Annotated in this window: 11 protein-coding genes, 3 pseudogenes and 1 other annotated feature; of the genes and pseudogenes, 7 read left to right on the top strand and 7 right to left on the bottom strand. The window is 61.8% G+C overall.

Annotation, left to right across the window (positions count from 1 at the left end; translation table 11 throughout):
• The first annotated feature begins 537 nt into the window (after positions 1–537).
• From OCW50_RS31855 to OCW50_RS31840, 4 genes are all read left to right on the top strand, one after another.
• On the top strand, positions 538–708 hold the full coding sequence (locus tag OCW50_RS31855; RefSeq protein ID WP_162820870.1) for a hypothetical protein: 171 nt from the start codon (positions 538–540) through the stop codon (positions 706–708).
• Between the two features lie 1,296 nt (positions 709–2,004).
• A complete protein-coding gene (locus OCW50_RS31850) occupies positions 2,005–2,190 on the top strand; it encodes a hypothetical protein (protein WP_210805761.1) in 186 nt (61 codons plus the stop codon).
• 801 nt (positions 2,191–2,991) lie between these two features.
• Positions 2,992–3,411: a hypothetical protein gene (locus OCW50_RS31845; protein WP_210805758.1), complete on the top strand. Its 420-nt coding sequence runs from the start codon at positions 2,992–2,994 to the stop codon at positions 3,409–3,411.
• Between the two features lie 528 nt (positions 3,412–3,939).
• A complete protein-coding gene (locus tag OCW50_RS31840; RefSeq protein ID WP_210805756.1) occupies positions 3,940–4,668 on the top strand; it encodes a Crp/Fnr family transcriptional regulator in 729 nt (242 codons plus the stop codon).
• 79 nt (positions 4,669–4,747) lie between these two features.
• Here OCW50_RS31840 and OCW50_RS31835 read toward each other — a convergent pair.
• The 6 genes and pseudogenes from OCW50_RS31835 to OCW50_RS31810 form a co-directional block, all read right to left on the bottom strand.
• Positions 4,748–5,891, bottom strand: a pseudogene (locus OCW50_RS31835) (IS3 family transposase).
• Positions 5,495–5,611, bottom strand: a sequence feature (AL1L pseudoknot). It overlaps the preceding pseudogene by 117 nt.
• A 47-nt stretch (positions 5,892–5,938) precedes the next feature.
• Complete coding sequence (locus OCW50_RS31830) at positions 5,939–6,139, bottom strand: helix-turn-helix domain-containing protein (RefSeq protein WP_162820871.1); 201 nt, start codon at positions 6,137–6,139, stop codon at positions 5,939–5,941.
• Positions 6,140–6,144: 5 nt separating this feature from the next.
• Positions 6,145–7,227, bottom strand: coding sequence for a recombinase zinc beta ribbon domain-containing protein (locus OCW50_RS31825; RefSeq protein ID WP_262273576.1), 1,083 nt, complete (start codon positions 7,225–7,227; stop codon positions 6,145–6,147).
• Between the two features lie 8 nt (positions 7,228–7,235).
• Positions 7,236–7,928, bottom strand: coding sequence for a recombinase family protein (locus tag OCW50_RS31820; protein WP_210805752.1), 693 nt, complete (start codon positions 7,926–7,928; stop codon positions 7,236–7,238).
• A gap of 373 nt (positions 7,929–8,301) precedes the next feature.
• Positions 8,302–8,709, bottom strand: coding sequence for a recombinase family protein (locus OCW50_RS31815; protein WP_210805750.1), 408 nt, complete (start codon positions 8,707–8,709; stop codon positions 8,302–8,304).
• Entirely contained in the window at positions 8,684–9,169 is a 486-nt protein-coding gene (locus OCW50_RS31810; protein WP_262300273.1) for a hypothetical protein, read from the bottom strand. The genes OCW50_RS31815 and OCW50_RS31810 overlap by 26 nt, the downstream gene beginning before the upstream one ends.
• Before the next feature lie 38 nt (positions 9,170–9,207).
• On the opposite strand from OCW50_RS31810, the pseudogene OCW50_RS31805 reads away from it, so the two are divergent.
• Together OCW50_RS31805 and bluB are read left to right on the top strand one after the other, a co-directional pair.
• Positions 9,208–9,429, top strand: a pseudogene (locus OCW50_RS31805) (ATP-binding protein); the annotation flags it as partial.
• 59 nt (positions 9,430–9,488) lie between these two features.
• Positions 9,489–10,139 carry a 5,6-dimethylbenzimidazole synthase gene (gene bluB, locus OCW50_RS31800; RefSeq protein ID WP_210805746.1) on the top strand — a complete coding sequence of 217 codons (651 nt, stop codon included), beginning with the start codon at positions 9,489–9,491 and terminating at the stop codon, positions 10,137–10,139.
• 531 nt (positions 10,140–10,670) lie between these two features.
• On the opposite strand, the gene OCW50_RS33615 is transcribed toward bluB, so the two are convergent.
• Entirely contained in the window at positions 10,671–10,802 is a 132-nt protein-coding gene (locus OCW50_RS33615) for a hypothetical protein (RefSeq protein WP_262266221.1), read from the bottom strand.
• A gap of 367 nt (positions 10,803–11,169) precedes the next feature.
• Between OCW50_RS33615 and OCW50_RS31790 the strand changes: the two are divergent.
• Positions 11,170–11,972, top strand: a pseudogene (locus OCW50_RS31790) (IS3 family transposase); the annotation flags it as partial.

The raw sequence follows: 11,972 nt of genomic DNA, 5'->3' as shown, positions 1-11,972 counted from the left end.
CTTCTTGAAAATCAAGCACTTCAGGCGCATCGCTACCCGCTACGAACAGACCCCACGGGCGTTCCTGTCAATCCTTTGCCTCGTCAGCGCGTTCATCTGGACCAAATGAATGTCAACGCGCTCTAGGGGGCATGAGAGAGTAGGAGTCGCCTAACGAGCTTTCCTCAGGCTACTTTCGCAAATCGGATGACGCTCTTACCAATGTTCTGGTTTTTCAGCATGGCAGGTGAGGGAGGAGCGATCTGGTCAGATCCATGATACCCAGTGGCCTCATGAGGACTTAGTCGCAAACTTGGCGCCGAGACGAGAAAGAGGAGAATTTGACCCGCTCATGCGGCGAGACGATCGAATTGCTCCGCAGAGGCGAAATAGGAATTGTAGGCGTACTCGCCTGTCCTTTGCGCATCAAGTGGACTATCTCGAACCCACCCAGGCTATGCTAAGAACGGCCCATGAGCGAGGAGTGGAGATCGAGGTCCGTGAGGGAGGTGATCGTCCAGAACGTGTGGCACGGCAGGTGTGGTAAGGGGGCGGACTTTGGCCAGCACCATGCATCTGAAGCTCCTGTTCGGCCAGTCAGCGCCGGAGAAGATGCTGCCGCCGGAGTTTCTCGCCCGCATCTGGCGTTGGAAATCAGGACCGGGCACCTTCCGCATGAATGTGACGCTCTCTGAACTGCCGGGCTTTATTGCGGTGGCATATGGCTAAGTGCTGCTGGAACAAGGCCCCTGCGGGCGAGGGGGGGCGGTTCGGTCGAGCAGTGCCGAGAGAAACGGGGCAGTGCATATCCGCGGCGCCTTCTTCGCGCAATAGCCATACTGGGGTGAGGCTCTTGTCGATTCGCATTCATGATCGAACTTGCGGACGCTGACAGGTCTACGACATAGCTGAGGCTGCAATGCAGAAATGTCTATGTCAGATGAGACTGCCAAACCATTTCCACGCCGTCTTTCCGCGCGTAACGAAACTAGAATCGTCGACCGAATGGGTTCCGCCAGCTGGAGCTCCCTCTAGCGCGAATATGCTTAGCATGGCTGACGGCGGGTCTCAAGGAACCCTCCATGTATTTGCATTTCGTGTGTGACTTACGTCCTCCACAGTCTCACACAAAATGCACAAATCGGCGTCCGAGTTGTGAAGTGCAAGTCGACAGCTTCCGCAACTCGCGGGGGCTTAAACCCGGCAGCCTCTCCACTTCGCCAACTGAAAAATTGTGCGGACAATCTGACCTACCTCGGTGCTTCTCGTTCGGCACCAGCGACCGAGGTAGACCACGGTCGGTATCTCGGGTGACGAAGCGACCTCGGTTCGCAGACGCTATACACAGAAGCGCCTGCTGCAGGCGAACCGTTCGTCACAATCGAACAGCACGGCGTGGACGAACGGTCATGCTCGGGTCGGGGCGTGGCAATGAGGGCCGACATCAAGCTCCTCAATGAGGTGGCGAGCCAGCCCCAGTGAAGGTAACATCGCGTCATGCATCAAGCGCTGGCGGCGCTCCTCCAATGCAACCGCAGGTGGACCCTCCAACTGGAGCCTAAAAGGAGATTACGAGCAATGTGCCTGCATAGGGCAGAGGCTATGGCAAGAGGCCTCTACACGATTCGGGAGGTATGGGGCTAGGATTGAGAGCCTGACCAGCTGAAAGGGAGATTCCGCGCGGAGCCTAGGGCTGCGGTTGCCGTACTTGATCAGCATGACAGGAAGGATCACGCCCTCAGTTCAGCTCGACCGCTCGCGCCGGACGGCCCTCGGTTCAATCGAATCCGCTCCGCCGCTTCCACGCAGCCGCAACATGCTCAAAGGGCAGATTTCGAAGCGTCGGCGAGGGCCTCCTTCGCGTCCAATTGCATTGGATTCATGGATGAGTGCTATCCAAACAATGGATTTTACCAGTACCGCTGCTGCAGCTAAAAGGAACTTGAATTTGAGCGGAGGCGAGTCCTGCAGGATCCGATGCCACCAACCCGGCCGGCCTCGTGGTTGATCGAAGACGAGATTGTCGTGGCAGGCACGCAGAAGCTGAACTTGACGCGGCAAGAGGAGGTGCAGCAGTCTTTCTCGCCAATAAAACCACTTGCGGTTGTAGTGGCGGCAGCGAAGGGAGGTAGTATTCTAGCAAATGACGCTGTGCCTGCCGGCTTCACCTGCCCGAACCTGACGATGAAGGCCAACATGATCGGGGGGTGATTTAGACGTGGCGTTGAGAAGCTTCTCTTCCTCGCATCGATTTGCATCTATCCGAAATTCACTTCGGGGGGGCGCAAAAAATTCGAATATGCGTCTCTTAAGTTTTAGCTGTATGCCGCAGTAGTCGGGCGGGTCAGCATACGTTTCTGCCAGATTAGCTCATCAGGGAGTTGGCACGCGCTATTCAACGGTGCCAGGTGTGTACAAGCGCGCGCTCAAACAGTCCGCTGGGGTGATGATCGGGCGGCTGTTGCCCTGATCCAACTCAGACCAAGAAAGTGGCATGCGAATGGTGAGGCTCCTCGAGTGAAGGTCTGGCTCTCCGCACGGGCGGTCGGATGTCAGCAGTTCCGATACAGGTGTGAGATCAACGATCCCATAGATCATTCTTGAGCGGCGGCGCTTCGGACGCAGAATCTTCGCGTGTACGAGTGGGCAAGTGATCGAAAGTAACCGTCAAGACGAGACGCATGCGAGCGCTCGAGAGACGAACTGCTGATTTCAGCTGGGGAGCGCCCGTTTGACCTCTGCTTTTTAGGAGATGTCATGTTGAACCGCCTTATGAACGGACGGCCAGGTATGGTCCTTGATCTATGTCTCTTGATCTCTGCCGGTTCATCTACGCTCACGGCGATCTATCTCTGCTCTCAATTGCCATAAGCAGGCCTGTAGCATGGCAGCATTTCGTCACATACAGCCAGATAGGGTGGAACGGAGATACGAGATCAAGCCCAAGGCGCGGGCCCGGTTCAGGTTCGCCCTCGATGGCAGGCTGTCCGATGCCGATGGATGGAGACGTCAATGATGCAGTTCCGATTGTCTTCTCGAGGGCACCCGCGCACGAAGGGCTGCGATACCGGCTCTTTCAAACTCAGCATTCTTCGCGCCTATGTTCAGCTCACCGCCGTGCTGGATCGGGCCAGCGGCGCGAAAACGGCCACGTTGGTGCGGTTTGGATTGGTCGAGGTGGGGCTAAGCGAACTGACTCAGGTAGAAGACGCGGTGACTCGGTTCCCACCATACTGGCTGGAGGTTTACTGCCATGCCACCGGTATAACTCTCGACAGCTACGGCTACTTCACCCTCGATAAGCCCGTGCTGGCTGCTGCTGCCGACCTCATCTGCGCGGCCGAGCGGATCGCTGCGCCCGTGGCTGGGGCTCATTGCTTCGCTGCGGCAACACTCATGGAGCCCCAAGGCAGCGCAGGGGTGCGACCGTGAGCATGTCGGGCAGAATTTGTCTCCAGTCTTGTGAATCGCAGGCCAGCGGCCTGCACCGGTCTCCCTGTCAGCCCCGCTGGCAGCGGAGGAGGTGGCCTCCGTCTCGGTCACCTTATCTCCCTCTTACAGGGAGATGTCCTCTGAGACGGCCCTCCCAACCTTGGGCTCGCTCGGCATCGCCGCGGCGAGCCCCTTTTGGGTTGCAGAGGACGGGCACGCCTCGCGAGTGCGACACCAGGGACAGACTGCTCACGGATAATGTTGGGACCGTGAGCTTCCTGGGCAACCTCCTTCGGAACCGGATCGACTCGCCGTGTCTGCAGCATGGGGTACACCCCGCGCGATGGCCGCAGCCTAGAAGGTCAACTTCGGTTACCGCGTAGCTCGCCAAACCGCTGTGCACGACCAGATGAGCTGGGTCGATTGCGTCGGAGCATGTCGACCTCCGATCACGCCCTAGCGACATCTCCGATCAGCATCAGCGTATGACTGCCAAGATGCCGACGCTCAAGGTCATAGGATTCTGCCATGTCACTTTCCTCTCGTTGTTCAAGTCATCGGACCAATCACCTACTGTCAACGCTGCTATCGGACGATTTCGCCTTTCTTGAGCCACACCTTCAACTGGTCGACCTGCACCGGGGCACGGTGATCTATGATGTTGGCGACCGCATGCCCTTCATCTACTTTCCTCACGAGGCGATTGTCTCGCTCGTGACTGTTCTGGCCGATGGCAAAACCATCGAGATGGCGAAGCTAGGGGGAGAGGCCATGTTTGGCCTCGCCAGTGCCCTCATTACGCGCCGTTCGCTAGGGCGCTATGTCGTGCAGAGCACCGGCAGGGCCTCGCGCGTTGACACCGAAGTCCTGTATCGGGGGTTTGTGGCGCGCCCGACGCTCCGTGACCACGTCCTTCGGTTTGCGGAGGACTTGCTGGCGCAGACGCTGCACTCCATGGCTTGCAATGCTCTGCACAGTGTGGAGGCGCGTTGCTGCCGTTGGATCCTCACGATGCAGGATCGCACGAGCCAGGACGTCTTGCCACTCACTCATGAACACCTGTCGCGCATGATGGGTGTGCAGCGCTCAACCATCAGCGCGGCCATGCACGCCCTCCAGGCCGCTGGTGCGATCCGCCAGGGACGCGGGGTCGTCACGGTCATTGACCGGCGCGGCCTCGAACAGACTGTATGCGGATGTTATGAGATCATCCGTCAGCAGTCAAAGCAGGCGCAGTGCCCTGAAGTGCGAATCTAATCACGCGAGAGCAAGAGGGGCTCCATGGTGACAAGCATCATCGTGAGGGCTATGAACACCCTCGCACCGAAACTCCGCTTCATTTTGCAGCGCAAGGCCATTCGAGCGTCCATCGTTCACCTCCTGCACGAGCAATCACGATGCGGAGCACGCCCCCGTTCTCTTTGAGGACGGTACCAGCGTCGTTCCGTTCGCTGCCCTGGCCCGGTTGTACACCCTGTGCGCGGCGCGCACGCGCTGCCCGCATTTGGGACTGCTGGTCGGCCGGCGGGCCGCCACTCGGACCGTGGATCTGGACACCCCTGTCCGAATGATGAATGAGGCTGGTTCGCCGCAGAGGCTGCCGCTCGTGGAGAGCCTGCTCGAGAGCATCAAGCACGAACTCGGCCCGGGCCGAGCGTGACACGCGCCAGCCCACGATCTTGCGAGCGAAGGCGTCGATCACGAAGGCCACATAGACGAAGCCCGACCAGGTCGCCCCATAGGTGAAATCGCTCACCCACAAGGCGTTCGGCCGCGGTGCCGTGAACTGCCGGTTGACCCGGTCACGCGGGCATGGGGCTGCGGCATCACTGACGGTGGTTCTGATGCTTTTGCCGCGCACCACGCCTTTGAGGCCCATCTGCCGCATCAGCTGGGCGACCGTGCAGCGCGCAACCGCAATCCCCTCGCGCTGCATCTGGCGCCAGACCTTGCGCACCCCATAGACCCCGAAGTTTGCTGCAAAGACCTGACGGATCTCCTGGCTGAGTGCGGCGTCCCGGCGCTCTCGGGCCGGTCGGCGCTCAGGATCGGCCTTGCGGGCAGCGTGCTCGTAGTAGGTCGACGGGGCGATCGGCAGCACACGGCAGATCGGCTCGACCCCATAGTCCTCACGATGCTCGTCGATGAACGCCGTCATGGCTTGAAGCGGCGGTCGAGCTCCGCCTGGGCACAAGACGCGCTGGCCTTGCGCAGGATCTCGTTAGCCTGGCGCAGTTCGCGCACCTCACGCTCGAGCGCCTTGATCTTCTCCTGCTCCTGGCTCGTCGGCCCGGGCGAAGGCCCTGGTCGCGCTCGGCCTGGCGCACCCAGTGGCGCAGCGTCTCACGCGAGCAGCCGATCTTGGCCGCAATCGACAGGATCGCCTCATACTGGGAGGCGTACTCGTCGCGGTGCTCGAAAACCATCCGGACCGCCCGCTCGCGGACCTCTGGTGAATAGGGGGGTGTTCGCTTTGTCATGGCTCCATCCTGTCAGGAGTTGGAGCCTCCGGGAATCCCGGCGCGGTTCACAGCGTGGCGTCCGTCTTAGGGAAGAGCCACCGGCCGGTGTCCGGATGGCGCGCCACGACAATGGTTCCATTGTGGATGCGGCGGTGGATCCAGTGCGGCGAGACAGCGAGTTCACGCGCGAGTTGCGCCACCGTCCAGCAGCCTGGAACCGTGCGCGGGCACGACAGCCACGGCGCGCGCAGAACTCGATGGCGCAAGCGGATCACCTTGACGGCATGCGCCGCCAGCGGCGCGCATCGAGCGGACCGAACCCCTCCGTTACCAACAGGGCCGCGATGGCGTCATCGTCCATGCCAGCGCGGCTCAGGGCGACGATCCTGGCCTCCATCTCGGCGCCGCGGCTCGGCGATGAGACCGCGTGGACGGCAATGTCGATGGCCAATTCCGTCGTCTCGCCGCCGCGCCAGACAATCCGAACGGCGACACGGTCGCGCCGTTGACGGCACAGCACCACCTTGTCGATCAGGCAGCGCAACAGCGCCTTCCGGTGGGTCCAGGTCACACCCGGCTGCTGCCAGTGATCCGGCATGTGTGGGGCAAGCGCCAGGAACGCCGCTCGCTCCTCGGAGGTCAAAGCGGACGGCTCAACCACCGCATGCCGGCGTCGGGACAGGGCGTCTTCGGCTTGCCGCAGATCGCGCAAGGCCAGTTCCCAGCGCCGCTCCAGCTCAGCGGCGATCAGGCGGTGATTGGTATCGACCCGATTGAACTGGCGCTGGGCCAGAGCAGCCTGATAGCGCAGCCGCTCAACCTGCTGGGCCTCGGCCCGGTCAAGGGCCGCCGTCGCCTGCTGCCGGGCCGTCTCCGTCTGCTCCCAGGCCTCCAACTCGGCCGGCGCCACCGCCTCGAAGAACGCGGCGACCACCCGCGCATCGATCGGATCCGCCGGCAGGTGCTGGCAGACCGGGGCATTCTGGCTGCGGTGCAGGGCGTTGCAGATGTAGCGGGTGCCGCCCTTGTACTGGACCCGGAGCTTATGACCACACGCCCCGCACCATACCATCCCTTGCAGGAGAGCCGGCCCGTTGCGCGGGGCGCCGCGGGTCGCCTTGCGGGTGTATTCGGCATAGTTGTCGTGCAGCATGGCCTGGATCCGCTCGAACCCGTGCAAGTCAATGTAGGCCGGATAGCGATCCTTCACCACGATTGTCCACTCGGCCATCGGCACCGCCGTCGTCTGACAGCGCCCGCCCGGAGGTCTGCTGGTGCGCGTGCGCCCATAGACGAAAGCCCCTGCGTAAGCCGGATTGGTAAAGATCGCATACAGGGCGTTGGCGGTCGGCACGCGCCAGCTCACCTCATCCGGAACGGTTCGCCGTGCAGGCTGAGCCCCCGGGCCTGAAAGACCCGCACGAGCTTGGTAATGGATCCGCATTCCAGAAAGGTGGCGAACACCAGAGCAATCCGGCTCTGCACTTCGAGATCGGGATCCTTGGTCACTGTGCCGCTGGCATCGCGCGTCAAGCCTGTCGGGAGCAGCAAGGCCAACTCGCCGCGCTGGGCCTTGCTCAACAGGCCTGCCGTGAGACGGCCGCGCAACGTGTGTAATTCGACTTCCGAGATCGTTCCCTTGAGGCCCAGCAGCAGGCGCCCATTGGGCGAGCCCGGGTCATAGATCCCGTCCCGATCGGCGATGAGACAGCCGCGATAGCCGCACAGATCCAACAGCGGATACCAGTCGGAGCAGTTGCGGGCCAGCCGGGTGACATTGTAGGAGAGCACGAGGCCGACTTCGCCCAAGGTCACCCGGGCGATCAGGTCCTTGAAGCCGACGCGGTGATCGGCCGACGCGCCGCTCAGGCCGAGATCCCGGTCGATGATGTCAATGTCGCTGTCGCTCCAGCCGAGAGCGCCGGCGCGCTGGCGCAGCGCATACTGCAAGTGCAGACTTTCCTGATGGGTCAGCACCTGCTGCGGACTGGACTGGCGGATGTAGATCACTGCTCTGCGGCTGAGATGCCGCGGGGTGACGAGTTCGGACGTCATGGCTCATCTCCGACAAGAGGGCGACGAGGTCATTGAGGATGCCGCGGCGGCAGTCGGCACAGAGGCTGGGCCAGACGCGATGGGGCTCGACGGGCATGGCGATTCACCCTCGGTTACGAGGCGAATCAGATCGCGGATTGCCTCGCGGGTGAGTTTGGTCACCGGTTGACGGCCCGACGGTGGGCTCAGGTCTGTGGCCGCGATAGGAATCCGCAAGACGGCGTCGCCATAGGCGACACGCACATGGCTCCCGATGCACAGGGACCGCGGGACCGAGACCAAGACAAAGCGGCGTCCGTACAGCGGGTGGCCAGGATCTGTGGCCGTGACGTCCTGCGAGTCGGCAGGGCTGTCTGAAGACGGTCGCAGGGTATCAAGATATGGGCTCGAACAGACGCTCGCCATCGGCAAGAAGAACCCCGAACAGCGAGCACAATTCCAGCAGCTGATGCCAGTCGCGGTTGTTGCGCGCCAGCCGTGAGGCGTCGAGGCTCATGACCAGGCCGGCATGGCCGAGACTGATCTCGGTGATCAGCTTCTGGAAGCCCTGGCGTTCGGTCGTGCCGGCGCCGGATTTGCCCAGATCCTCGTCGATGACCTGGATACGCTCGCGGGGCCAGCCCAGATCAGCGGCACGATCAACCAGGCGGTACTGCAGTTCGGTGCTCTCCTGGTGATGCTTGATCTGGGTCACCGTGGACTGGCGCACGTAGATATAGGCCAGCTTGGCGCGGCGGGCCGCGGTCAGCCGCTCGTCAGAAGGGTTCGTGACGCTCAGCATCGGTCGTCTCCCTGATCGGCGGCAGCGGATGCATCCGTCGCACAAGCTCGGCCAGAAGCTGAGCCATCTGCGTTTGCGTCTCGGTCGGGAGGTTCGGCCACGGCCGGATCGGTGGTGCCGAGAGCGGTGCAGGTGCAGCCTGGTCGGAGAAGCGGGCTTCCGGTTCAAGGGACAGCGTTGGGCCATGGTGGATCACCCTCTGTTCAGATGCGGTGATCATGGTGGCCAAATGCTGCGCCAGTGGGAGCAGGGTGCGAATGCTGACCCGCAGGGTCTCATCCGCCGTGCCTGGATGCTCGCCGTCGCCGGCCGCAGCCAAATCGGTGATGGAGCGGCGAATGGAGCGCCGACGGCCATCGGGCAGGGCAATGACGACAAACGAGGCTCCGCGCGGGGAGTGCATGGGCACGGGGTCGAAGTGCTGTCCGCTCAGCGCGTGTCGAGGATCGATGATCGTCACATGAGAAACGAGCCGATCAAGGATCGAGGCATTCTGTAGTGTTCGGGGATCCCACTCTTGGAGATGCCATTTTGGATCGTCTTGTCCACAACGCCCACCGCCTTCAACTCACCGGAGAAAGCATGAGAAAGCAGAACGCCAGAGCCGTCCTCTTGACGGCAGCCAAAACTCCTGACTCCATCACCACGTCGGCCGACGCGACCGCTCACCATCGCGTGAAACGGCTGCTCACGATCCGCGAGATGCGCACAAAAGGCTGACCGGACAGACAGAAAAACGCCTCAACGACTGAAGCAACTCCATAATCCAAAGAGCCTGTATGAAAGCCGAACATTCACAGTTTACCCCTGACTTTACGCAGGAGTTCCGCCATCAGCTTCGCGAGCTGTTTGTCTGGCGCCGGGATGTTCGTCACTTCCGGTCAACTCCGGTCTCGCCAGACGTGCTCACGTATCTGCTTGAACTGGCTCATCTCGCACCTTCGGTGGGCCTGAGCCAGCCTTGGCGCTTCGTTCTCGTTGAGGATCCGCAGCGGCGGGCCGCCATCGTCCAGAATTTCGAGGTTTGCAACGCGCAGGCCTTGATGAATGAACCTGTGGAGCGGGCTCAGACTTATGCCAGACTCAAGCTGGCCGGGTTGCGGGAGGCGCCGGTTCATCTGGCCGTATTTTCCGAGGGCACCACGCTGCGAGGTCATGGCCTGGGCCAGCGCACCATGCCGGAGACTTTACAGTATTCGGTAGTGATGGCCAGCCATACCCTATGGCTGGCGGCGCGAGCCGAAGGGATTGGAGTCGGGTGGGTATCCATCCTGGATCCTGCCACCGTTGCCACGATTGTGGAGGTACCTTCGCACTGGACGTTAATCGGTTACCTGTGTCTAGGTTATCCTGCTCACACCGATGACACGCCGGAACTCGAACGCCAAAGCTGGGAGGCACGGACAACGATGCAGCTTCTACGGCGCTGAGTCTGGTTGACGTCTTTACGGGGAATGAACATCATCTGCGCTTGGGTAATGGGGAGATGTTAGGCAAGCGCCGGTTGAAAAGGGGGGCGAGACATCGTTGGGCTCTTGCTCAATCCCCCGATCATGCGCTGTTGCCGTGTGGTGACGAGAAGTCTCAGATCTAGGCGCTCGCCCGCAGCGAGGTTCTGTTGCCGATGCGCCAGGCAAGCCGAGCAGCGCACGCATGACGGCGGCATGGGGCCACTTCGCTTTTTGAGGCCCTTGACGTGAAGGCCGGCACTACGATCGGCAAGTGCATGGCGCGCCACTGGGGTAGCGAGTTCCGCCAACTTCCGGACGAGGTTGAGAAGAACAGGCCGACTATGCCGCAACGATATATTCTTTTCGGATGTTTGATTTGGCTCCCTCGGTTCCTGGCCGACTGGGAAAATGCCCGAATGCCGTAAAGTTTCTTACATAGGCCATTAGCAGCGGCTGGAGGGGCCTCGCCGGAGATAAATAATCGTGCCATGCCTTCGGCGTCTGGCCCGACTAGCGCCGGAGGGCGCGAGTGAAGGCGCTCGCCCCGGAACAACCCGGCGTCGACGCGATCTCTCCAAGCGGCACCTCGGTCTCCTCCAGCAAACGTTGGGCAATTTCAAACCGGATTTCATTGGCGATCATCTGGTGCCCCTGCCCCTCAATCAGGGACAGAGGGCGCGGCGGTGCATGGCCAGCCGGTCGGCCATGTCCTCTGCCGAGCAGCGGTTGCTGTTCAGCTGGGTGCACAGCAGCCGACGGACGCTGTCCGAGAATTGCGCTGACAAGCGTGCTCCCCAACCGGCGGCTCCCGGCCGCTCTGCACGAGTAGAGTATGAGTACCAACGGCAGGGCACAGCCAACCTGTTCCTGTGCTTTGAGCCGCTGGCGGGCTGGCGCCATGTGGAGGTGACGGCACATCGGACGACCAAGGATTTTGCCGAGCAGGTTGATCCTCCCTCGCGTTGGTGGACACCTCTGCTAAGCTCCTGCGGGAGTTGGAAGGTGTTTGATGACGAAGACGAGACGGGACTTTACCCCGAGTTCAAACGAGAGACTGTTGCACTTTTGGAGAGCAGCGGTCGACCTCTCATGCAGATCGCAACGGAGCTGGGGATTTCTCCCTCCATGCTGCGCAACTGGCGGGCGGTTGTGAATGGTGGTCCACCTCGATCCAGGGCTGGTAGCAAAACCCCATCGCCCAGCGCCTCTCCCATGGCCTCTCCGGCCGATCAGGCGGCAGAGATCGCGCGGCTCCGGCGTGAGCTCGATCGCACGCGCATGGAGCGCGATGTGTTAAAAAAAGCCATCGGCATCTTCGCGGAGATGCCCAAATGAGGTTTCGTTTCATCGAGCAACATGCCTGCGCCTATCCGGTGCGGCTCATGTGCCGCGTGCTCCAGGTCTCGCCCAGCGGCTATTACGCATGGAGATCCCGGCCGGAGAGCCAAAGAGTCCGCGCCAACCGCGGCCTGCTGCAAGAGGTGCATCGGCTCCATGATCAGCATCAGGGTCGCTATGGCAGCCCGAGGATGCATGCCGCCTTGCGAGCTCAGGGCCATCGGGTCAGCCGCGGCCGGGTCGAGCGGCTGATGCGCCGGCATGGCATTCGTGCCCTGGCGCGCCGGCGCTTCCGGCCGACCACGACCGACAGTCGTCATCAGCTGCCGATTGCGCCCAACCTGCTCCTGCAGAAGTTCACTGTCTTTGAGCCGAACCGGGTCTGGCTGGCCGACATCACCTACATTCCCACGGGCGAGGGCTGGCTGTATCTCGCCGCGGTGCTGGATTTGGCAACCCGGAAGGTGGTGGGGT

It is taken from the genome of Microvirga sesbaniae, assembly GCF_025460805.1.
Lineage (GTDB): Bacteria > Pseudomonadota > Alphaproteobacteria > Rhizobiales > Beijerinckiaceae > Microvirga > Microvirga sesbaniae.
Note: the sequence above shows the minus strand (reverse complement) of the source record. Positions and strands in the feature narration are given on the sequence as shown.

Coding starts and splice junctions, on each gene's coding strand:
- OCW50_RS31845 (WP_210805758.1), top strand. CDS start 2,992: ATGATGCAGTTCCGATTGTCTTCTCGAGGGCACCCGCGCACGAAGGGC.
- OCW50_RS31840 (WP_210805756.1), top strand. CDS start 3,940: ATGTCACTTTCCTCTCGTTGTTCAAGTCATCGGACCAATCACCTACTG.
- OCW50_RS31820 (WP_210805752.1), bottom strand. CDS start 7,928: ATGACGTCCGAACTCGTCACCCCGCGGCATCTCAGCCGCAGAGCAGTG.
- OCW50_RS31815 (WP_210805750.1), bottom strand. CDS start 8,709: ATGCTGAGCGTCACGAACCCTTCTGACGAGCGGCTGACCGCGGCCCGC.
- bluB (WP_210805746.1), top strand. CDS start 9,489: ATGAAAGCCGAACATTCACAGTTTACCCCTGACTTTACGCAGGAGTTC.
- OCW50_RS33615 (WP_262266221.1), bottom strand. CDS start 10,802: ATGATCGCCAATGAAATCCGGTTTGAAATTGCCCAACGTTTGCTGGAG.